18 protein-coding genes are annotated in these 20,492 nt (G+C 65.7%); 8 read left to right on the forward strand and 10 right to left on the reverse strand.

What is annotated here, in order from left to right; all coding sequences use genetic code 11:
- Nucleotides 1-2: 2 nt before the first annotated feature.
- From AC30QB_RS23500 to AC30QB_RS23510, 3 genes are all read right to left on the reverse strand, one after another.
- Nucleotides 3-182 (reverse strand): hypothetical protein, encoded by a 180-nt coding sequence (locus tag AC30QB_RS23500; RefSeq protein WP_489548709.1) that lies wholly within the window; start codon nucleotides 180-182, stop codon nucleotides 3-5.
- 167 nt (nucleotides 183-349) lie between these two features.
- Nucleotides 350-1,231: a transglutaminase family protein gene (locus tag AC30QB_RS23505; protein WP_489548710.1), complete on the reverse strand. Its 882-nt coding sequence runs from the start codon at nucleotides 1,229-1,231 to the stop codon at nucleotides 350-352.
- A gap of 4 nt (nucleotides 1,232-1,235) precedes the next feature.
- Entirely contained in the window at nucleotides 1,236-3,704 is a 2,469-nt protein-coding gene (locus AC30QB_RS23510; RefSeq protein ID WP_489548711.1) for a circularly permuted type 2 ATP-grasp protein, read from the reverse strand.
- Between the two features lie 153 nt (nucleotides 3,705-3,857).
- On the opposite strand from AC30QB_RS23510, the gene AC30QB_RS23515 reads away from it, so the two are divergent.
- Both AC30QB_RS23515 and AC30QB_RS23520 read left to right on the forward strand, forming a co-directional pair.
- Entirely contained in the window at nucleotides 3,858-4,739 is an 882-nt protein-coding gene (locus AC30QB_RS23515; protein WP_489548712.1) for an RNA polymerase sigma-70 factor, read from the forward strand.
- A 50-nt stretch (nucleotides 4,740-4,789) separates the two neighbouring features.
- Nucleotides 4,790-5,248, forward strand: a complete 459-nt coding sequence (locus AC30QB_RS23520; protein ID WP_489548713.1) for a carboxymuconolactone decarboxylase family protein — start codon at nucleotides 4,790-4,792, stop codon at nucleotides 5,246-5,248.
- Here the strand turns inward: AC30QB_RS23520 and AC30QB_RS23525 are convergent.
- Nucleotides 5,235-7,160, reverse strand: coding sequence for a B12-binding domain-containing radical SAM protein (locus AC30QB_RS23525; RefSeq protein ID WP_489548714.1), 1,926 nt, complete (start codon nucleotides 7,158-7,160; stop codon nucleotides 5,235-5,237). The two genes, AC30QB_RS23520 and AC30QB_RS23525, sit on opposite strands and share 14 nt — an antisense overlap.
- Before the next feature lie 78 nt (nucleotides 7,161-7,238).
- Nucleotides 7,239-7,640: a VOC family protein gene (locus tag AC30QB_RS23530; protein WP_489548715.1), complete on the reverse strand. Its 402-nt coding sequence runs from the start codon at nucleotides 7,638-7,640 to the stop codon at nucleotides 7,239-7,241.
- A 127-nt stretch (nucleotides 7,641-7,767) separates the two neighbouring features.
- On the opposite strand from AC30QB_RS23530, the gene AC30QB_RS23535 reads away from it, so the two are divergent.
- Complete coding sequence (locus AC30QB_RS23535) at nucleotides 7,768-8,388, forward strand: flavin reductase family protein (protein WP_489548716.1); 621 nt, start codon at nucleotides 7,768-7,770, stop codon at nucleotides 8,386-8,388.
- Between the two features lie 16 nt (nucleotides 8,389-8,404).
- On the opposite strand, the gene AC30QB_RS23540 is transcribed toward AC30QB_RS23535, so the two are convergent.
- The 5 genes from AC30QB_RS23540 to AC30QB_RS23560 form a co-directional block, all read right to left on the reverse strand.
- Complete coding sequence (locus tag AC30QB_RS23540) at nucleotides 8,405-11,815, reverse strand: transglutaminase family protein (protein ID WP_489548717.1); 3,411 nt, start codon at nucleotides 11,813-11,815, stop codon at nucleotides 8,405-8,407.
- A gap of 86 nt (nucleotides 11,816-11,901) precedes the next feature.
- Entirely contained in the window at nucleotides 11,902-12,708 is an 807-nt protein-coding gene (locus AC30QB_RS23545; RefSeq protein ID WP_489548718.1) for a transglutaminase family protein, read from the reverse strand.
- Nucleotides 12,709-12,725: 17 nt separating this feature from the next.
- Nucleotides 12,726-13,697 carry an alpha-E domain-containing protein gene (locus AC30QB_RS23550; protein WP_489548719.1) on the reverse strand — a complete coding sequence of 324 codons (972 nt, stop codon included), beginning with the start codon at nucleotides 13,695-13,697 and terminating at the stop codon, nucleotides 12,726-12,728.
- Between the two features lie 66 nt (nucleotides 13,698-13,763).
- The gene (locus AC30QB_RS23555) at nucleotides 13,764-15,200 is read right to left on the reverse strand and encodes a circularly permuted type 2 ATP-grasp protein (RefSeq protein ID WP_489548720.1); all 1,437 of its coding nucleotides are present in this window, start codon (nucleotides 15,198-15,200) and stop codon (nucleotides 13,764-13,766) included.
- Nucleotides 15,201-15,282: 82 nt separating this feature from the next.
- A complete protein-coding gene (locus AC30QB_RS23560; protein ID WP_489548721.1) occupies nucleotides 15,283-17,694 on the reverse strand; it encodes a DNA internalization-related competence protein ComEC/Rec2 in 2,412 nt (803 codons plus the stop codon).
- 105 nt (nucleotides 17,695-17,799) lie between these two features.
- Between AC30QB_RS23560 and AC30QB_RS23565 the strand changes: the two genes are divergently transcribed.
- The 5 genes from AC30QB_RS23565 (at nucleotide 17,800) to AC30QB_RS23585 (ending at nucleotide 20,399) form a co-directional block, all read left to right on the forward strand.
- The gene (locus AC30QB_RS23565) at nucleotides 17,800-18,165 is read left to right on the forward strand and encodes a VOC family protein (RefSeq protein WP_489548722.1); all 366 of its coding nucleotides are present in this window, start codon (nucleotides 17,800-17,802) and stop codon (nucleotides 18,163-18,165) included.
- Nucleotides 18,166-18,175: 10 nt separating this feature from the next.
- Nucleotides 18,176-18,970 (forward strand): helix-turn-helix domain-containing protein, encoded by a 795-nt coding sequence (locus tag AC30QB_RS23570; protein ID WP_489548723.1) that lies wholly within the window; start codon nucleotides 18,176-18,178, stop codon nucleotides 18,968-18,970.
- 91 nt (nucleotides 18,971-19,061) lie between these two features.
- Complete coding sequence (locus AC30QB_RS23575; RefSeq protein WP_489548724.1) at nucleotides 19,062-19,517, forward strand: RidA family protein; 456 nt, start codon at nucleotides 19,062-19,064, stop codon at nucleotides 19,515-19,517.
- The gene (locus AC30QB_RS23580; protein WP_489548725.1) at nucleotides 19,514-19,984 is read left to right on the forward strand and encodes a disulfide bond formation protein B; all 471 of its coding nucleotides are present in this window, start codon (nucleotides 19,514-19,516) and stop codon (nucleotides 19,982-19,984) included. The genes AC30QB_RS23575 and AC30QB_RS23580 overlap by 4 nt, the downstream gene beginning before the upstream one ends.
- A 61-nt stretch (nucleotides 19,985-20,045) precedes the next feature.
- Nucleotides 20,046-20,399 (forward strand): hypothetical protein, encoded by a 354-nt coding sequence (locus AC30QB_RS23585; RefSeq protein WP_489548726.1) that lies wholly within the window; start codon nucleotides 20,046-20,048, stop codon nucleotides 20,397-20,399.
- Nucleotides 20,400-20,492 lie beyond the last annotated feature (93 nt).

The following is a 20,492-nucleotide window of genomic DNA, read 5'->3' on the forward strand; positions in this document are numbered from 1 at the left end:
ACTCAGACCAGGGCAGTGGGCGGTGTCAGCTCGACGCCTTGCGGCCAGGCATCGCTGGGCAGGTCTTCCACCACATCGAGCCCGTTGAGCAGCTCCCAGCTTGAATCGTTCCAGCCGCTGCCAGACCACTCGGCCTGAGCGGCGCGGCGGTGGTGCACTTCGAAACCATCTGTCGTCTTCATCTGAAAACTCATTGCAGCCATTGTTCGCTCCCTTGTTTGACTTGGCACTCAGTGTGCTCAAGCGGGTTGCGCGAAACCATCCCACCTAGGGGTTGAACAATGGCGACGGGGCACACCCAAAGGAATCCCGCAGCTCGAGGGCCTGCTTTCAGGGGGTGCCTCGACGTCTATGCGGGCATCACGCTCACAGACACGTCCATGTCCTGCGAGCCCCCACCCAGGATCACGCCACGCAGCGGCACCACGTCGGCGAAGTCAGCGCCCCAGGCGAGCGTGATGTAACGCCGGTCGGCGAGCTGGTCGTTGGTGGGGTCTAGTTCTACCCAACCGCAGCCCGGCGAATACGCCGCCACCCAGGCATGCGATGCATCCACACCCATCAAGCGAGCCTGCCCCTCGGGCGGGTCGGTGAGCAGGTAGCCCGACACGTAGCGCGCCGGCAGGCCATGGCCGCGCAGACAGGCCAGCATCAGATGAGCGAAGTCTTGGCAAACGCCGCGGCGCTGGTACAGCACTTCGTCGACCGAGGTGCTGACGGTGGTGGCATCGGGGTCGAACTCGAAGTCGGTGTGAATGCGCTGCATCAGGTCGGTCACAGCCTCCAGCCAATCGCGGCCGGGCGTGAGCGACTCCAGCGCATAGACGCGCGCGCCTTCGGACAAAGGCACAAGCAGGGTCGGCTCGCACATGCGCGACGGGGTCAGGTCATCGAGCTCGGGTTGCTGGCGCACGGTGTCGCGCACGCTTTCCCACGCCACCAAGGGCGTGCTCTCGGCCACAGGGCGGTCGGCCACCTCGACGCTGCACTGCATGCGCACGCGCAGCATGCGGTGTGCGCCGTGCAGGCCGAAATGGGTGATGCTGTTGCCAAAGCTGTCGGGCGCATCGTGCCGCTCGTCGGGTGGTGGGTCGATCTGGATCGCGCAGGACAGCAGTCGCTGCCATGGCAAGTTGCGCGGGGTCAGTCGTGCGAGCTGCCATGACTGAGACACCGGCGCCGTGTACACGTAGCGTGTTTCGTGCTCCACCGTGTAGCGTTGGCCACTCATCGCTTCAGGCCACAAGTGACAACACGCTGCGCGAATCCGCGTGCGAGAAAAACTTGAGCGTGAGCTCGTCAGACACAGCGTGCGCCGCACGCAGCAGCTGCTCCAGCAAATCGGCCAACACCTCGCTCTCAGGGTGCAGATCGCCCGACTGCAAAGACATCAGCGCCGCATGCACCGGCGCCAGCACGTCGCCCGCAAAGCGGCCATGCAAGCGCTCCAGCTTGTCGATGTACTCCACCAGGCCTTTTACCTGGAAGGCCACCGAGCGCGGGTTGGTGTCGTCGCGCATCAGAAGGTCAAGCACCGGCAACCACTCAGGCGCCACCAGGTAGCGCGAGCGGTAGGTGACGGTGGAGTCGGCCAGCTCCAGCAGCCACTCCAGGCCGCCCCCGCGCCCCTCTTGGGTGGCCACCTGCAAGGCGTTGCACAAGCTCGACAAACGCTCGATGCGCCGCCCGATGGAAAGAAAGCGCCAGCCGGTGCCCCGCGTCATGCCATCGAGCACGTAGCCCGAGAGCGTCATCATGGTCGTGACCGCGCGGTCCAGCCAACCCAGCGCCAGCGGCAGCGAGCTGCCGCGCTGGAACACCGGGTCGCCTATCAGGCGGTTGAGCGTGCGCCAGTTGTCGGCCGACATGCGGTCGCGCAGGTTGAAGGCCACGCGCGACAACTGGCGCAGCCGCAGGCTCAAGCCTTCTTCGGGGTGCGTGGCGGCGCGCAGCAGCTCGGTGCCGGGGTTGTCATTGGTGTCGATGAGCCCCATGCGTGTCGCCAGCGCCAGCACCGGCACCAGGCCTTCCGACATGTCATCGGCGTTGACGTCGCCATGCCCGAGCACAGTGGCAATGGCCACGCGCAGCAGGCGCGCAGAGGCATCGCAGCGCTCGCCATAGCGGCCGAACCAGAACAGGTTTTCGGCCGCGCGCGAGGGCACGTTGCCGCGAGAGGTGACCAGATCGTCGGCCGTGACCGTGCTCGACAACAGTGAGAACGACGCGTTCACCGGCCCATCAGACAGCACCCAGGTGTCTTTGGAGCTACCGCCGCGCTGCATCGCGATCACACGCGAGTCGCCATCACCGGCCACGCGCGTCAGGCCACCGGGCATCACGCGGTAGCCGTTGGGCGTGGCGACGGCGAACACACGCAGGCCCACGGTGCGTGCACTGAGGTGGTCGCCTTTCAGCGCCGGCCCGCGCTCCAGCACCGGTGCCTGCGACACATGCACCCACTCTTGTGCCACATAGCGCTGCGGCCGCGAGGCCACGCGCGCCTTGAGCAGCACGCGTTCGTCGGCCGACAGATCAGCGCCAAACACCGCCGGCTCACGCTCGGAGCGGTCTAGCGGCTTGATGATGATCTTGTCGAGCCGCTTCCAGGCGTCTTCGAATGCCGCCGGCTCACCCAGCCACCAAGTGGCGACCGACGGCAGCAACAGCTTCTCGCCCAGCAGCTGCTGGCTGAGCTTGGGCAGGTAGCCGAGCAAGGCACCCGACTCCAGCACGCCAGAGCCCAGCGCGTTGGCCAGCATCACGGTACCGCGGCGTGCGCAATCGGTGAGGCCGGCCACGCCCAAGGCCGAGTTGGAGCGCAGCTCGAGCGGGTCACAGTAGTCGTCGTCTTGCCGGCGCAGGATGGCGTGCACGCGCTTGAGGCCTTCGACCGTTTTCATCCACACCCGGCCGTCGCGCACCGTGAGGTCGCTGCCCTCGACCAGCGCAAAGCCCAGGTAGCGCGCCAGCAACGCGTGCTCGAAATAGGTCTCGTTGTACGGCCCCGGCGTGAGCAGCGCGATCAGCGGTGGGCCGTCGCCCTTGGGGGCCCAGCGCAGCAACGACTCGCGCAGGTGAGAGAAGAACGAGGCCAGGTGCTGCACGTGCAGCTCGCGAAACAGCTGCGGGAACACGCGCGACACCACCAGCCGGTTTTCCAGCGCGTAGCCTGCCCCCGAAGGTGCCTGCGTGCGGTCGTTCACCACCCACCAGCGCCCATCGGGCGAGCGGGCCAAGTCGGCGGCGTAGTTGAAGAGGTGCACGCCGCTGGGCGGGCGTATGCCTTGCACCTGGTGCAGAAAGCCGCTGTGGCCAAAGATCACCGACGGCGGGATGGCACCGCTCTTGAGCAGCGTCTGCGCGCCGTAGATGTCAGCCAGCACACGGTTGAGCAGCTCGGCACGCTGGGCGATGCCGGCTTCGATTTCTTCCCACTCACGCGCCGACAGCAAGAGCGGCAGCGGGTCGACTTCCCAGGGGCGGTCAGCTCCTTTGGGGTCGGCGTAGACGTTGTAGGTGATGCCGTTCTCGCGAATCTGCCGTTCCATCAGCGACAGGCTGTCGCCTACGCCGGGGCCTTCGCGCTCGGCCAGCGAGCGCAGGAAGGCGTCCCAGTGCGGCCGCGGCTCGCCTGGCGCTGCGAGCAGCTCGTCATAGCGGTCTTCAAGGGCGGCGTAGCCGGAGAGCAACTTTCTCAGCATGAACGGGGGCAAATGCACAGGTGACCGCCGATTCTCGTAGATTGGAGGCATGCACCTCGGTGGGCGAACCCCAAGCGTGTCGTGCAAAAACAATACCCGTCCCCCAGGGGCGCCCACTTGTCACAACGCCAGGGTCTGCCGCGTCTTGCTGCCATGAGCACCGATCTGTCGCAATTCCAGACCCACCGCCGCCGCATCTTTGCCGTCGCCTACCGCATGTTAGGCACCCGTGCCGAAGCCGAAGACGTGGTGCAAGACACCTGGCTGCGCTGGCGCGAGACCAACGCAAGCCAGCTGCAAAGCGCCGAGGCCTGGCTGGTCACCGTGGCCACGCGGCTGAGCATCGACCGACTGCGCAACGCCAAGGTAGAGCGCGAGGCTTACACGGGCATGTGGCTGCCCGAACCGCTGGTAGCACCCCTGGTCGACTCGCCCGAAGACGCAGCCGAGCGCGCGGGTGAGGTGTCGATGGCCTTGATGGTGGTGCTGGAGCGGCTGGCACCTGAAGAGCGCGCCGCCTTCTTGCTCAAGCAGGTGTTCGACTGCGACTACGACGAAATCGCCCAGGCCCTCGGCAAGAGCGAGGCCGCGTGCCGCCAACTGGTGCACCGTGCACGTGATCGCGTGCAACGCGAGCAGCCTCGCTTCAGTGTCAGTGAGGCGGCACACCGCAAGCATCTGGAAAATTTCATCCGGGCAGCGCAGAGCGGCGAGCACGCCCAGCTGATGGCCTTGATGGACGATGACGTGCAACTGATGAGTGACGGCGGCGGCAAGGCCAGCTCGGTGCTCACCACGCTACACGGTGCCGACCGCGTGGCCCGCCTCTTTCACGTGGTCGCGCGGCACGCAGCGGTATTGAGCTACCGACTGGCGATGGTCAACGGCGAGCTGGGTGTGTTGCGCTACGCCGCCGGCAGGCTCGACTCGGTGATGTCGATCGTGAGCAATGAGCGCGGCATCGTTGCGATCTACGCCGTGCGCAACCCCGACAAGCTGGGCCAGGTGAAAGAGCTGTCACAAGACGGCGAGTAGGCGCGTCTTGCTTCTGTGTTCTGCGTTTCATCAACCCACAGGAGAAAGCAATGACTGCTGCCCGACTTCCCTATGCCAACCTCGCCCCTCAAGCCGTTGCCTCACTGGCCGGCGTTCACCAGGCGGTGAACCAATCAACGCTGGAGCCCGTGCTCGTCGACCTGGTCTACCTGCGCGTCTCGCAGCTCAATGGCTGCGCCTTTTGCGTCGACATGCACTGGCGCGATCTGCTCAGGCTGGGCGACGACCCGCAGCGGCTGAACAACCTCTGCACTTGGCGCGAAGTCAGCTTCTTCAGCCCACGCGAGCAAGCGGCCATGGCCTGGGCCGAGTCTCTGACCCTCTTGCACAAGAGCCATGACAGCGACGCCGATTTCGACGCACTGCGCCCGCACTTCAACGACAGCGAGATCGCGCACCTGAACCTGGCGATTGCGTCGATCAACGCGTGGAACCGCATCGGCGTCGGCATGCGCATGCAAGTTGAGAAGAAGGCTATTTCGTTGTAGCCACCGACCCAGCCACCGCAAGCGCACGCGCGATGCGGTGGCGTTGCACCTTGGTCTTGGGCACGGGGAAGTCGAACCACTGGCGCACGTCTTCTTCGAGCCCTATGCCGTGCATGAAGTTGTAGAGCGCCTTCTTCAGCCCGATGCCCAAGGCATCGTGGTCGGTGCCCGTGGGGTCGACGAAGCCAATGTCGTTCTTGGCAAACGAGACCGGCGGCAGTGGCTGCAAGGTGACCCCGTACTCTTCTGGGTGCTTGCCGACCGGCGAATGCACCGTGCAGGCGAAGCGGTGAAAAAAGCCCGACTGGATGCAGCCCTGCTCAAACAACTGGCGCACGTACTCCAGCGCGTCTACGGTGTCTTGCACCGTTTGCGTCGGAAAACCGTACATCAGGTAGGCATGCACCAGGATGCCCGCGTCCGAGAAGGCTTTCGTCACCCTCGCCACCTGCTCGACCGACACACCCTTCTTCATCAAGTCGAGCAGGCGGTCTGAGGCCACTTCGAGCCCTCCCGAAATGGCAATGCAACCACTGTCGGCCATCTGCTGGCACAGCTCGGAGTTGAACGATTTCTCGAAGCGGATGTTGCCCCACCACGAAACTGACAGCTGGCGTTTGATCAGCTCGGCCGACAGCGTCTTCAGCGCCTTGGGCGGCGCCGCTTCGTCGACGAAGTGAAAGCCGGTCTGCCCGGTTTCTTTGACGATGGCCTCGATGCGGTCGACCAGTGTGGCGGCCGACGCGCCCTCGTAGCGCGAGATGTAGTCGAGGCTCACGTCGCAGAAGCTGCACTTCTTCCAGTAGCAGCCATGCGCCACGGTGAGCTTGTTCCAGCGCCCGTCGCTCCACAGGCGGTGCATGGGGTTGAGCATGTCCAGCAGTGAAAGGTAGCTGTTCAGCGGCAGGCCGTCCCACGTGGGCGTGCCCACCTCGGCGAAGGCCACGTCTTGCTCTATCCAGTTGATGTAGCGCACGGCGCCGCCCTCGCGCACAAAAGTGCGCACCAGGCGCTGCTGCGAGCGTTTGCCTTGCATGTGCTCCAGCAGCGCCAGCAGCGGCCGCTCGCCGGCATCCAGCGTGATGTGGTCGAAATAGTCGAACACGCGTGGCTCGGTGAGCTCGCGCAGCTCGGTATTGACGAAGCCACCGCCCAGGCAGGTGACGATGGCAGCGTCATGCGCCTTGATGGCCTGGGCGATGCGAAAGGCCGCGTAGACCGAGCCGGGGAATGGCACCGAGACCAGCACCACGCTGGGCTGGTGCCGTTTGATCGCGGCCAGCGTCAGCTCTACCAGCGTGCGGTCGACGAGGTTGAGCGGCTCCGCCAAGGCGTCAGCCAAGGGATCAAAGGTGGGCTGGCTTTGCGCAAGCGACTCGGCGTAGCGCACGAACTCGAAACGCGGGTCGACGGCGTCGCGCAGTACATCGGCCAGGTCGTTGAGGTACAGCGTGGCGAGGTGGCGCGCGCGGTCTTGCATGCCCAGTGCACCGAAGGCCCAGGCGAGCGGGTCGCCACCGTCTTCATCGATGTAGACATCGAGCGAGTCGAAGCGCGGGCCTTCGGGCAGGAAACCGCGGCCCGCGATGCGGTGGCCGAGCGTCGGGTCGCGCCCTTGCAAAAAGGCGATGGTCGGGTCGATGGTGGCCAGGTAGCGGTCGAACTGCTCTAGAAAATCACCGACCAGCGGCGTGCGCCCGGCCGCCGGCTGAGTCTCGATGTGCTTACGCACCTGCAAGAGCCCGTCTGCACACAGGAGCTGCAGCACCAGCGCCAGCGCAAGATCCTCTTGCACCGCGTCGACGCCACGTGAGCGCAGAAAGCCGGTCAGGTAAGCGGTGGACGGATAGGGCGTGTTGAGCTGCGTCATCGGCGGGATGACCGACAGCACGCGCAAGGGAGAACTGAGCATGCCGGGAGTCTGCCACGCCCCTACGCGAGCGATCGCCTGAGAAACCTCAGAAGGCAGTGACCGCTGCTCGCAATGCCCTCAACGATCCTGCTTGGGACGATGAATGGCGCAGAGCTTGTGGCCGTCGGGGTCCCGGACATAGGCCAAATAAATCGACCCCAGCGCACCCTCTCGAAGCCCAGGTGGGTCTTCAATGGAGACGCCGCCATGCGCAACGCCTGCGTCATGGAAAGCCCGCACCAGCTCAGGTGAGTTGCACTTGAAGCCAATGGTGCCGCCATTGGCAAACGTTGCCGTTTCGCCGTCGATGGGCTCGCTCACGCAAAAGACGTTGCCTTCGTGTCGGTAGAAGAGTCGGGTATGGCCTGTGGTCGCCGTATTGCGCACAGGCTCGCCCGCCCCGAGTGTGGCGAGCACTGCGTCATAAAAGCGCTTTGATCGTTCGATGTCGTTTGAACCGATCATGATGTGATTGAACATTGCTTCCTTTTCTGGCGTAAGCCTGGATCGACCTTGGGTGATCAATGCTACTTGCGAAAGAGCTGCCCGCCGACGCCCTCGATAGACGCCCACCAACTACCATCAAATCAGCAATCAAAGGCTTGGCATGAGCGATGACACCCACTACTACGAACCGCGTCTAGGCCACGGCCTGCCGCACGACCCGTTCAACGCCATCGTGGGGCCGCGGCCCATAGGCTGGATCTCATCTCGCTCGGCGCAAGGCGGGTTGAACCTTGCGCCCTACAGCTTCTTCAACGCCTTCAACTACACGCCGCCCATCGTGGGGTTTTCCAGCATCGGCCACAAAGACACCGTGCGCAACGTGCAAGAGACCGGCGAGTTCGTCTGGAACCTCGCCACACGGCCGCTGGCCGAAGCCATGAACGCCAGCTGCGCGAGCGTGCCGCCAGAGGTCAACGAGTTTGAGCTGGCAGGGCTCACGCCGCTGGCCTCGCGTGTGATCTCGGCGCCACGCGTGGCCGAGAGCCCGGTGTCGTTCGAGTGCCGCGTGACGCAGATCCTTCAGCTGCAAGGTGTTGACGGCATTGCGGTGCCGACCTGGCTCACGCTGGGCGAGGTGGTGGCGGTACACATCTCGAAGGCTCTGCTGAAAGGCGGTGTGTATGACACCGCCGCCGCACAGCCCATACTGCGCGGCGGCGGCCCGGCCGACTACTTCAGCATCGGGCCGGAGCAACTGTTTCGCATGCACCGCCCGCGTTGACCGCCTCCCGCGACACTCAGAGCTGAACGGCCCTGCGCAAATCGAGCGTGAACGGAAAATTCGGGTTGCGCTCTTCTGTCGGCACCCGCATGTCACCCGGCGTGTGGCCGACGCGGAAGAAGCGCGACAGGCGGCGCGCTTCGGCCTCGTAGGCGTTGACCGGCGCGCTGTCGTAGCTCAGCCCGCCCGGGTGGGCAACGTGGTACTGGCAGCCGCCCATCGAGCGGCTCATCCAGGTGTCGACCAGGTCGAAGGTGAGCGGTGCGTGCGACGGGATGCTAGGGTGCAGCGCCGAGGGCGGTGCCCAGGCCTTGTAGCGCACTGCCGCTACAAATTCGCCCACCTTGCCGGTGGATTGCAGCGGCACCACACGCCCATTGCAGGTGAGCACATGGCGGTCACTCACAAGCCCCGTGGCCTTGACCTGTATGCGCTCGACCGATGAATCGACAAAGCGCACCGCGCCGCCAGCACCTCCCTCTTCACCCATCACATGCCAGGGCTCCAACGCGAGCCGGAAGTCGAGCTCAACCCCCATGGTGGCGAAGTCGCCCAGCCGCGGGAAGCGGAAGTTGAGGTGCGGCGCGAACCACTCGGGCTTGATGGCGTATCCCACCTGGTTCAGCTCTTCGATCACGTCGCTGAGGTCTTGCCACACGAAGTGCGGCAGCATGAAGCGGTCGTGCAGCTCGGTGCCCCAGCGCTTGAGGCGCGGCGGCTGATAAGGCTTCTGCCAGAAGCGCGAGACCAGCGCACGCATCAAGAGCTGCTGGGTAAGGCTCATGCGCGCATGCGGCGGCATCTCGAAGGCGCGCATTTCCAGCAGGCCCAGGCGGCCGGTGGGGCCGTCGGGTGAGTACATCTTGTCGATGCAAAACTCGGCGCGGTGGGTGTTGCCCGTCACGTCGATCAGCAGGTTGCGCAGCAGCCGGTCGATCAGCCACGGCGGGCAGGCATTGGGGCCTTCGGCGGTCTTGCGCTGCAGTTCTGCGAAGGCGATCTCGATCTCGTAGACCGAGTCGTTGCGTGCTTCATCGACACGCGGTGCCTGGCTGGTGGGCCCGACAAACATGCCCGAAAACAGATAGCTCAGCGCCGGGTGGTTGTGCCAGTAGCCCACCATGCTGGTCAGCAGGTCGGGCCGTCGCAGGAAGGGGGAGTCGGCCACGGTGGCGCCGCCAAGCACGAAGTGGTTGCCGCCGCCGGTGCCGATGTGGCGGCCATCGACCATGAATTTCTCGGTCGACAGGCGCGTCTCGTGGGCGACCTGGTAAAGGTGGGTCGTTTGCTCCACCAGTTCTTTCCAGCTGTGCGCGGGGTGGATGTTGACCTCGATCACACCGGGGTCGGGCGTGACGCGCAGCGTCTGCAGGCGCGGGTCTTTCGGCGGCTCGTAACCTTCCAGGATCACCGGCAGCTTCATCTCGGCGGCCGTGTCTTCGACCGCGGCCACCAGCTCCAGGTAGTCCTCCAGCGCCGTCATCGGCGGCATGAAGACATAAAGTCTGCCGTTGCGTGGCTCCACGCTCATGGCGGTGCGCGTGACCCAGCCCGCCGACTCGAAAGGCGCGGGCGTCTTGGTCAGCACTGCCGACACGCTCGGTGCAGCCGCGGGGCCAGGGTTGAGTGCCGCGCGGGACCGATCGGCAAAGCTCGCCGTCGCATCCGCCTGCGGTGAGCCGCCGGCTTCCTGGCCGCCCTCGGCATAGCGCATGCGCCGGTACGGCGGCAAGGGTGCAAACGGTTGCGTCTGGTCGGGCGGGTGTACCCAAGGCAGGTCGCTCGCCTTGGCCCAGGGCTGCGAATCGAGCGGCAGGCGGTAGCCCAAGGCAGAGTCACCCGGGACCAGGTAGCAGCGCTCGCCGCGCAGGAACCATGGGCCGGTTTGCCAGCGCCGGGCCGGGCCGGCATTGCGCGGGTCGTAGCGCGCCACAGGCAACACATGGCCGACCACCTTCTCCAGCCCCTGCGTGAAGACCTTGCGCAGCCGATCGCGCTCCATCTCGTCAGACAGCTTGGCCTCGAAGGGGTCGACGTTGGTGGGCAGCTTGCGCTCGCGCCACAGGTAGTACCAGACGTCTTCATAAGCCGGGAACACGTACTTCGGGTCCAGGCTCAAGCGCTTCGCCACGCCGCTCAGGAACTTGTGGGCCTCAATGTCGGTGACCTTGTAGTCCTTGTGTTCGCTGGCAAACAGATCGGGGTTGCCCCATACGGGCTCCTTGTCTTTGCGCCAGAAGAGGTTGAGCGACCAGCGCGGCAACTGCTCGCCCGGGTACCACTTGCCCTGGCCGTAGTGCAGCAAGCCGCCATCGCCGTACTTGGCGCGCAGCTTGTCCATCAGGTCGGCGCTGAGCAGGCGCTTGGTGGGGCCCATGGCCTCGGTGTTCCATTCGTCGCCGTCGCGGTCGTCGACGGATACGAAGGTGGGCTCGCCGCCTTGCGTGAGGCGCACGTCGTTCTTGCGCAGGTCACCGTCCACCTGGTGGCCCAGGGCTTCGATGCTGCTCCATTGCTCGTCGGTGTAGGGCAGCGTGACGCGCGGGGATTCCCACACGCGCGTCACGCGCATGTGATGCTCGAACTCTGTCTCGCAGTCGTCGAGCGCGCCACTCACCGGCGCCGCCGAAGACGGCTCGGGCGAGCACGCCAGGGGAATGTGCCCTTCGCCCGCCAGCAGGCCCGACGTGGGGTCGAAGCCTATCCAGCCGGCCCCCGGCAGGTAGGCCTCGCACCAAGCGTGCAGGTCGGTGAAATCAACCTCGGTGCCACTCGGTCCGTCAAGTGATTTGACGTCGCTCTTGAGCTGGATCAGGTAGCCCGACACGAAGCGAGCGGCAAAGCCCAGGTGGCGCAGCAGCTGCACCAGCAGCCAACCTGTGTCGCGGCACGAGCCCGAGCCGCTCACCAGCGTTTCCTCGGGCGTTTGCACACCGGGCTCCATGCGGATCAGGTAGCTGATGTCCTTCTGCAATCGCTGGTTCAGCGCGACCAGAAAGTTCGTCGTCTGCATCGTCTCGCGCGAGATGCTGGCCAGGTATTTCTCGAAAGCCGGCGTCAGCGGTGCCTTGCGCCGATAAGCCTCCAGCTCGGTGGCCAGCGACTTGTCGTATTCGAAGGGAAAGTTGTCGGCCTCGGGCTCAAGAAAAAAATCGAAAGGGTTGAGAACCGACATCTCGGCCACGAGGTCGATCTCGATGCGAAACGAGGTGGTCTTGTCGGGGAACACCAGTCGCGCGAGGTAGTTGGCTTGCGGGTCTTGCTGCCAGTTGATGAAGTGAGTGGCAGGCGTAACCCGCATCGAGTAGCTGAGGATGCGGGTGCGCGAGTGCGGCGCGGGGCGCAGGCGAACCACTTGCGGCCCGAGGTTGATCGGCCGGTCGTACCGGTAGTGGGTCACGTGGTTGAGCGCAACGTGGATGGACATCTGGGAACTCCGAAGCTTAGGTTTCTAGACCGTTCGCCCTGAGCGTGTCGAAGGGCTTCGACAGGCCCAGCCCGAACGGAAAGGGATCAAGGTATTTGGGCTGTCCGTGCTTCTCTAATGTCAATGCGTACCCGCATGGATTCGTCTCCACCACCTTCGCGCACGCCGCGTATGGGCGAGCAGGCGCGGTAGTCGAGCCCGACGGCCAGGCGCACATGCCGCTCGTCCATCAGGCAGCCGTGGGTGATGTCGACGCTGAGCCAGCGGTAAGTACAGGGCTCCACGCAAACGTCAGCCCACGCATGGCTGGCGAGGTGCGGCGCATCGGGTGCATAGAAATAACCGCTCACATAGCGGGCGGGCACGCCGTTGGCGCGGCAGGCAGCGATGAACACGTGGGCGTGGTCCTGGCACACGCCGCCACCGAGTTCCCAGGCCTGCATGGCCGTGGTCAGCACGGTGGTGGCGCCGGTCTTGTAGCGCACACGCTTGAGCACGGCCAGAGCCAGCGCCAAGGCGCCGGCTTCGCTGACGCCGTCGGCGAAGTGCACGCGGCCCAAACCGCGCAGCCGGTCATCGGCCACGGTGAGCGGCGTGACGCGCAGGTAGAGCTGCGGTGGCACTGTGCCGTCCACCAGCCAAGGCGAGGCATGGGTCTCGACGGTGCCACTCGCCCGCACGGCGCTGCCAAAGGTGCGCTGCGAGAGGCTCCAGGTGTGGGCCATGTTGCCGAAGCCATCGCGTTGGGCAAACAGCGGGGCGGGTGCGCTCAGCGTCCAGTCGTGCACGGTCTGGTGAGCGCTGCCTTGCGGGGTCAGGCACAGCGACTGCAGGGCGTACTGCACCGGAGCGCTGTAGTCGTAGTGCGTCACGTGTTGGATGGTGAGTTTCATCCCATGACGCGCTCGTCTTATGCCGCAACAGGAACGAGGAAGTCACGGCTGATGCCCACGCCCAGCGTGCCCACGCGTTCAAGAAACTGCGTGAGAAAGGCATGCAGGCCGGTGGCCAAGATCTCGTCGATGCGGCCGAAGCGCAAATCGGCCTGCAGGCGCCCGGCGCGGCGCAGCGTGTCGTTCGACTGCTCGTTGGCCACGCGTTTCAGGTTGGAGACAACTTCATCCATGCAGGCGGCCAGCGAGCGCGGCATGTCGGCACGCAAGATCAGCAGCTCGGCCACTTTCTCGGGGCGAATCACGTTGCGATAGGCCTTGCGGTAGACCTCGAAGCCCGAGACCGAGCGCAGGATGGCCGACCAGTGATAGAAGTCGTACTCCTGGTCGCGCGCGGCACCGTTGCCGTTGCCTGCACCGTAAAACTCGCTTTCGACCGCATGGAATTTCACGTCGAGCATGCGCGCGGTGTTGTCCGCGCGCTCCAGGAAGCTGCCGATGCGCAAGAAGTGGAAGGCCTCGTCTTGCAGCATCGTGCCCACTGTCACGCCACGCGACAGGTGCGAGCGAAACTTCACCCACTCGAAGGCATCGCCCGGGTCTTTCTCGAAGGCATTGGCGCGCAGCATGCGCTGGAATTCGAGCCAGGTCTGGTTCTGCGTTTCCCACACCTCGGTGGTGAGGGTGCCGCGCACGGCGCGGGCGTTTTCACGCGCGGCCATCAGGCAGCTGTAGATGCTCGACGGGTTGCGCTCGTCGCTCACCATGTAGTCCATCACCCGGCGCGGCTCTACATCGCCGTAGCGCTCGGCGTAATCCTGCGTCAGCTCTGAGATGCTGAGCAAACCACGCCAACCGTTCTCGGCGGCATCAGCCGACTGCGGCAGCAGCGAGGTCTGGTAGTTGACGTCGAGCATGCGCGCGGTGTTTTCAGCCCGCTCCATGTAGCGGGCCATCCAGAAGAGGTGGTCGGCGGTTCTAGACAGCATCGCAAACTCCTTCAGGTTTCATTCCCGCGAAAGCGGGAATGATGAAGCTGTGTCGGGATCGATTCATCACGCCTCCAGCACCCAGGTGTCTTTTGTGCCGCCACCCTGGGACGAGTTGACGACCAGCGAGCCTTCCTTCAAGGCCACGCGGGTCAGCCCGCCCGGCACCATCTGAACATCCTTGCCCGACAGCACAAACGGCCGTAAATCGATGTGGCGCGGCGCAATGCCACTCTCGACGAACGTCGGGCACGTCGACAAGCTCAACGTGGGCTGCGCGATGTAGCCCGACGGGTTGGCCTCCAGCGCCTTGCGGAAGTCTGCGATCTCGGCCTTGGTAGACGCCGGGCCGACCAACATGCCGTAGCCACCGGCGCCATGCACCTCTTTCACCACCAGCTCGCCCAGGTGGTCGAGCACGTACTTGAAATCATCGGCCTCGCGGCACTGGTAAGTGGGCACGTTGTTGAGGATGGGCTTCTCGCCCAGGTAGAACTCGATCATCTTGGGCACGTAGGGGTAGACCGACTTGTCGTCGGCCACCCCGGTGCCGATGGCATTGGACAGCGTCACGTTGCCAGCGCGGTACACGCTCAAGAGGCCTGCGCAGCCGAGCGTCGAGTCGGGCCGGAAGGCAAGCGGGTCGAGGAAGTCGTCATCCACACGGCGGTAAATGACATCCACGCGCTTCGGGCCCTGCGTGGTGCGCATGTAGCAGAAGTTGTCTTTGACGAAGAGGTCTTGCCCCTCGACCAGCTCGACACCCATCTGCTGCGCGAGAAACGCATGCTCGAAGTAGGCGCTGTTGTGCATGCCGGGCGTGAGCACCACCACCGTCGGCTCGTTTACGGCAGCGGGGGCCACGCCGCGCAGGGTTTCGAGCAGCAAGTCGGGGTAGTGCGCGACGGGCGCCACGCGGTGCTGGTTGAAGAGCTCAGGGAAGAGCCGCATCATCATCTTGCGGTTCTCTAACATGTAGCTCACACCGCTGGGCACGCGCAGGTTGTCTTCGAGCACGTAGTAGCTGCCGCTGCCATCGGGGTTGCCGGCACGCACGATGTCGATGCCGCTGATGTGCGAATACACGCCGCCCGGCACGTCGACCCCCATCATCTCGGGTCGAAACTGCGCGTTCTTGAAAATCTGCTCAGCAGGCACGATGCCGGCGCGGATGATCTCTTGCTCGTGATAAACGTCGTGTATGAAGCGGTTGAGCGCTGTCACGCGCTGGATCAGGCCCTTTTCCATCTCGGCCCACTCGGCCGCCGGGATCACGCGCGGAATCAGGTCGAAGGGGATCAGGCGCTCGGTGCCCGAGCCGTCTTCATCCTTGGCGCCGTAGACGGCGAAGGTGATGCCCACGCGGCGGAAAATCATCTCCGCCTCTTCGCGGCGCGAATGCATGACGTCGCTGGGCTGTTGGGCTAGCCACCGGTCATATACGCGGTAGTGTTCGCGCACGCTGGTGCCGGTGGCCTGCATCTCGTCGAAGCTGTTCTTCATCGGCACCTCATCTGCAAGTCTCCTGCCGGTCAGGGTAGCAAATTCCAGGCCACTTGCGCACCAACGCGGGGCGAAGAACGCGCTATTCAACGATCAGGTGTTGCCAGTAGCGCCGCGCGATCTCGCGCTCGCACTGGCCCTGGTCGGCACGAGCGCCGGCAGGCCAGTGCCATGCCCCGCAGGCCGGGCTGGTGTGTATGGCGGCGCGCTCAGCCTGCAGCCGCCCCAGCACCTCGGGCACCGGGTGGCCGAAGCGATTTCTGTAGCCCGACTGGATGACGGCCACGCTCGGCTTCACCGCGTCGATGAATGCGGCTGTCGACGAGGTGCGGCTGCCGTGGTGGGGCACCAACAGCAAGTCGCTGTGCAGCGCCTCGCGCTGAGTGCCCAGCAGGTCAGCCTCCTGCTGGCGCTCGATGTCGCCCGTCAGCAAAGCCGTGCCTTGCGGGGCGGTCACCTTGACCACGCAAGACATGCCGTTGGGCTTGCGCGCCTCGTCGTAGGCTTCTGGTGGAGGGTGCAGCACGTCGAAGCGCACGCCGTCCCACTGCCATGACTGGCCGGCTTCGCAACGCCGAGGCGGCGTGCCCATGGCCCGCAGCGGGTGGCCATCTTCCAGCGAGCTCAGCAGCTCGGTGACCGGCAGGCTCTTGAGCAATACCGCTGCACCGCCCACGTGGTCGAGGTCGCGGTGGCTCAGCACCATGCGGTCGATGCGGGCTTCGCCTCGCGCGCGCAGCAGCGGCAGCAAGACACGCTGGCCGGCGTCGCTGTCGCGCGAATACTGTGGGCCGGTGTCGTAGACCAGCAGGTGCTCGCGGGTGCGCACGATCACCGCCGTGCCCTGCCCCACGTCCACCGCCAGCAAATCGAACTGGCCTTCGCCGGGCGCCGGGCGCACCGGCAGCAGCAAGGGCATGACGAGCGGGATGGCCAACAGGCGCATGCGCCACGGCAAGGGCATCACCATCAGCGCCGCAGCGCACAGGCCGGTAGCCTGCGCCCACAGCGGCGCCACCGGCACCACCCACACCGCACCAGGCATTTGGCCCAGCACGTTCAGGCCGGCCGACAGCAACTCTTGCACCCATGCCCCCAGGCGCCACAACGGCGAGAAGACCACGCCCAGCAGCGCCATGGGCGTAATGACCAGCGTGACCAAAGGGATCGCCACCATGTTGGCCAAGAAGCCCACCAGCGACACCTGCTGGAAGAACACCAGAGTCAAAGGCGTGAGCCCCAGCGTGGCTATGACCTGGGTGCGCAACCCGCCCTTCAAGCTCGCCGCCACGCGCCGCCATCGGCTTAGATCGACCACCGGCTCTCGATGGCCCAGCACCGGCTCGGACGACATCAGCAAGCCCACCGCCATGAACGACAGCCAGAACCCCGGTTGCAACAGCGCCCAGGGGTCGAGCGCGCTCACCACCACGCCGGCGGCCAGCAGCACCAGCGTCCAGGGCCAACGCCGCCCGAGCAGTTGCAGCAGCGTCACCGTGGCCAGCATCCAGACCGTGCGCTGCGCCGGCACGCCCCAGCCCGAGAAGAGCGCGTAGCCCATGGCTGCCAGCAGCCCGCCGTAGCGCCCGGCCAGCTGGGCAGGCATCAGACGCATAGCATGCGCGCTGCGACGCCACAGCGCCGTGATGGCCAGGCCGGCCAACCAGGCAAACATGGTGACGTGCAGGCCACTGATGCTCATCAGGTGCGCCACACCGGTGCTGCGAAAGAGCTGCCAGTCGTCGCGGTCGATGGCCGATTGATCGCCCACTGCCAGTGCGGCCAGCACGCCAGCAGAGCGCGGCTCACTCACCGTGGCGTAGATGGCGTCTCGCACATGCTGTCGCAAGCGGTCGATGGCGTGGCCGGCGTGCGGCTCCAGCAGCTCGGGGGCCGAACGGTCGTTGGCCCGCACCGCCCCGGTGGCGCGCAGGCCTTGTTCGAACAGGGTCAACTCATAGTCGAAACCATGGGGGTTCAGATTGCCGTGCGGTTGGCGCATGCGCACGGTGAAGCGCCAGCGCTGGCCAGCGCGCAAAGACAGCTGCGGCGCGCTGAGCTCGGCGTCTTCGTGCCAGCCGGCGTACCACCCCATCGCCACCAGGGGTGGCACCGCCACAGGCTGGCCTTGCAGGCGGGCCTCTTCAATCTCGAAGTGAAAGCGCAAGCCTGTGGGCGACTGCTGCGGCAGGCTGGCCACCACGCCTGTGACTTGCAGGTCTTGCCCTTCCAGCGCAAGCGGCAGCTGGTCGGCCAGACCCAGGCTGGCGCGCCAGCCCGAGGTGCCCAGCCCACATGCCAGCGCAGCCACCAGCAAAAGCGCCCACAGGCGAGGCCAACGGCAGGCCATGGCGGCGCAGGCCAAGCCGACGGCCAAGCAAACCAGGTAGGCCCACAGCGGCGCAAGCGAGCGCTCCTGCAAGTGCAGCGCGACGCCAATCAGCCAGGCGAGGCCCATGCCGGCCAGGCGCCAGCCGTGACTCTTCTCTCCCATGCGGGCAGTGTAGGAGGCGCGCCCGGATGGCCGATTTCTTCAAGCCCGGCGCACGCCCGATTCCTACGATTCAGCTCCTACCTCTTTCAACCCAGGAAAACTACCATGCCCTCACCCACTGCCAGCCTGGCCGGCCTCGTGCTCTATTCACCTGCACCCCAAGCTCTCGCGGCGTTCTATGCCCGCGCATTCAGCTTCACGCTGGACGCCGCGCACCACGGCCATGCCGGGCAGCACCACGAAGGTTTGCTCAACGGCATCCACATCGCGATCTGGGACCAGCAAAAGGGCCATGCCGCGGCGACGCTGGTGCCGACGTTCAAGGTGGCTCGTCTCAGCGAGGCCGAGCCCGCCCTGCTTGCCGCAGGTGCGAGCGTCGCGCACCGGCCCATCGAGCTCGGTGAAGGCAAACGGGTGGCGGGCTACCTCGATCCCGACCAGCGGCACTTCCGCCTGATCGAATTCGCATAACCTGCCGACGATGGACACGGGCTCGCCATTACTCCCCACCGGGGCGCTACCCAGCCGCGGCCCCCAGCTGGATCGCTGCCCGCCAGGCCTTGCGCTGCGCGAACACGTGGCGGCCTACTTCAGCCTGCGCGTGCAAGCAGGCGAGCCACCCGCCACGGTGCGGGCGGTGCCCGATGGCTGCTGCGACCTCATGTTCGACCTGCAACAGCCGGCGACCGCCCGGCTGCGAGGCCCGCGCCTCTCGGCCACGCGCTATGAGCATCACGCGGGCTGGCTGGTCGGGGCTCAGCTGTTGCCCGGTGCGGCCCACGCCCTCACGCGTCAGAGCACACACCTGCTGGTGGGGCGGGCTGAAGACCTGGCTCACCTGTTCCCCGGGGCCGTACCGCCACTGGCCGACGCATTGCGACAGGCTGGCTCGCTGCCGGCGCAGGCCCGCCTGCTCGACGGCTTTTTGCTCGAAGGCCTGGCGGGCCGCAAGATCGACCAGCGCATCTCACAGGCCTACGCCTTCATGAAATCGGGCTCGGATCGCATCGACAGGGTCGCATTGGCTTCGGCCTGCGCCACCAGCGAGCGCAACCTCTCCAGGCTGTTCAAGCAGTGGACCGGGCTCAGCCCCAAACACCTGCAGCGGGTGCTGCGATTCCAGCGCATCCTCGACGCGCTTGAACGTTGCGAGCGACCCGCCTGGGCCCTGCTGGCGCACGACCTGGGCTACAGCGACCAGTCGCATCTGGTACGCGAATTTGCAGCCTTCGCGGGCCTCCCGCCCGAGTCGATTTCGAAGCTCTCGCTGGTGTAGCGCCACGCCGCCATCGCGGGCAACCCTGCGTCACCAAAGGCACTGAAGCCACGTGTACGATGACCGTCCCCACTTCACACCACGCGTCGCCATGTCTGTCTACGACCGTTTGAAATCCCTCGGCATCGAGCTGCCGCCCGTCGCCATACCCGCCGCTGCTTACGTGCCTTTCGTGCGCACCGGCAAGCTGGTGTTCATTTCGGGCCACATCGCCAAGCGCGATGGCAAACCCTGGGTCGGCCAGTTGGGCCGCGACACCGACACCGCCACCGGCAAACAAGCGGCACGCGCCATCGCCATCGACCTGCTGGGCACGCTGCATGCCGCAGTGGGTGACCTGAACAAGGTCGAGCGCATCGTCAAGGTGATGAGCCTGGTCAACAGCACATCCGAGTTCACCGAGCAGCACCTGGTGACCAACGGCTGCTCTGAGTTGATTGGCGAAGTGTTCGGGCCCAAGGGAGCGCATGCGCGCAGTGCCTTCGGCGTGGCGCAGATCCCGATGGGGGCTTGCGTCGAGATCGAGCTGATCGCCGAAGTGCAATGACGGCGCTACTGAAGCGGCCGGCGCTGCTACTGTCCGGCGCCGCGGCGCTGAGCGTGGCCGCTGTGGGCGCGGCGCTGGTGTCGCAGCACGTGTACGGCATGGAGCCTTGCCCGTGGTGCATCTTGCAGCGGGTGATCTTCCTCGCGATAGCGTTGGCCTGTCTGCTCGGCCTGGCATCGCGGCGGCTGGCCGGCGCGATGATATTGCTGCTGTCGCTGTGCGGGGTGGCTGCCGCTCTGTGGCAGCACTTCAAGGCCGCGGCCTCGTCGTCATGCGTCATGACCGTGGCCGACAAGATCGTGAGCGCCATGAAGCTCGACAGCCTTTGGCCCGAGGTGTTTCTGGCGCGCGCAAGCTGCGCCGATGCTGCCGTTTCGCTCTGGGGCGTGCCATACGACTTCTGGAGCCTGTCGCTGTTTCTGGTGCTGGCCGTGATCGGTGTCTTGAATGCCCTTGATCGCCACTGAATCTCTGGTTTTTGCGCAGTCCACGCAGTAAGCTTCATCGCTCTGGCAGCAAGGAGCGATCATGATGTGGCACTGGAATTCGCTGTGGGCACCGGCACCTGGAGGCCCCCCTGCCGTAGACGCCCCGGTGCTGTGGCAGTCACCCTGGAGCGCAGAGCAGGCGATCGCCTTGCAGGCACGCAGCTGGGAAGCGATGCTCAGCTCGGCCCACTCCTGGTGGTCCATGATGCTGTCGACCTGGCCCACCCCCACCTGGCCGCTGCCGGGCTGGGTAGCGCCACAGCTTGACCCGGTGGCTGTTGCCGGCATCGAGCCTCTGGTGGCCAAGCCTTCAGAGCCACGCAAGCCAGCCAGCCCGCGCAAGCGCAGCACGGCCACACAAGGGCGCCACGCCATCCAAGCCCGAAAGCGCTAAGGCCTGTACACCCTGGGAATATCACCCCTCCTGGGCGCGTATACGCGCTGAGGTTGCCGAGCGGGTTCTGCGCATGCCTCGCCGCCCGAGCCG

The organism is Rhizobacter sp. (assembly GCF_046595475.1).
Classification (GTDB): Bacteria; Pseudomonadota; Gammaproteobacteria; order Burkholderiales; family Burkholderiaceae_C; genus Rhizobacter.

Coding starts and splice junctions, on each gene's coding strand:
- AC30QB_RS23575 (WP_489548724.1), top strand. CDS start 19,062: ATGTCTGTCTACGACCGTTTGAAATCCCTCGGCATCGAGCTGCCGCCC.
- AC30QB_RS23515 (WP_489548712.1), top strand. CDS start 3,858: ATGAGCACCGATCTGTCGCAATTCCAGACCCACCGCCGCCGCATCTTT.
- AC30QB_RS23580 (WP_489548725.1), top strand. CDS start 19,514: ATGACGGCGCTACTGAAGCGGCCGGCGCTGCTACTGTCCGGCGCCGCG.
- AC30QB_RS23520 (WP_489548713.1), top strand. CDS start 4,790: ATGACTGCTGCCCGACTTCCCTATGCCAACCTCGCCCCTCAAGCCGTT.
- AC30QB_RS23535 (WP_489548716.1), top strand. CDS start 7,768: ATGAGCGATGACACCCACTACTACGAACCGCGTCTAGGCCACGGCCTG.
- AC30QB_RS23510 (WP_489548711.1), bottom strand. CDS start 3,704: ATGCTGAGAAAGTTGCTCTCCGGCTACGCCGCCCTTGAAGACCGCTAT.
- AC30QB_RS23540 (WP_489548717.1), bottom strand. CDS start 11,815: ATGTCCATCCACGTTGCGCTCAACCACGTGACCCACTACCGGTACGAC.
- AC30QB_RS23585 (WP_489548726.1), top strand. CDS start 20,046: ATGATGTGGCACTGGAATTCGCTGTGGGCACCGGCACCTGGAGGCCCC.
- AC30QB_RS23505 (WP_489548710.1), bottom strand. CDS start 1,231: ATGAGTGGCCAACGCTACACGGTGGAGCACGAAACACGCTACGTGTAC.
- AC30QB_RS23560 (WP_489548721.1), bottom strand. CDS start 17,694: ATGGGAGAGAAGAGTCACGGCTGGCGCCTGGCCGGCATGGGCCTCGCC.
- AC30QB_RS23500 (WP_489548709.1), bottom strand. CDS start 182: ATGAAGACGACAGATGGTTTCGAAGTGCACCACCGCCGCGCCGCTCAG.
- AC30QB_RS23570 (WP_489548723.1), top strand. CDS start 18,176: ATGGACACGGGCTCGCCATTACTCCCCACCGGGGCGCTACCCAGCCGC.
- AC30QB_RS23530 (WP_489548715.1), bottom strand. CDS start 7,640: ATGTTCAATCACATCATGATCGGTTCAAACGACATCGAACGATCAAAG.
- AC30QB_RS23545 (WP_489548718.1), bottom strand. CDS start 12,708: ATGAAACTCACCATCCAACACGTGACGCACTACGACTACAGCGCTCCG.
- AC30QB_RS23565 (WP_489548722.1), top strand. CDS start 17,800: ATGCCCTCACCCACTGCCAGCCTGGCCGGCCTCGTGCTCTATTCACCT.
- AC30QB_RS23525 (WP_489548714.1), bottom strand. CDS start 7,160: ATGCTCAGTTCTCCCTTGCGCGTGCTGTCGGTCATCCCGCCGATGACG.
- AC30QB_RS23550 (WP_489548719.1), bottom strand. CDS start 13,697: ATGCTGTCTAGAACCGCCGACCACCTCTTCTGGATGGCCCGCTACATG.
- AC30QB_RS23555 (WP_489548720.1), bottom strand. CDS start 15,200: ATGAAGAACAGCTTCGACGAGATGCAGGCCACCGGCACCAGCGTGCGC.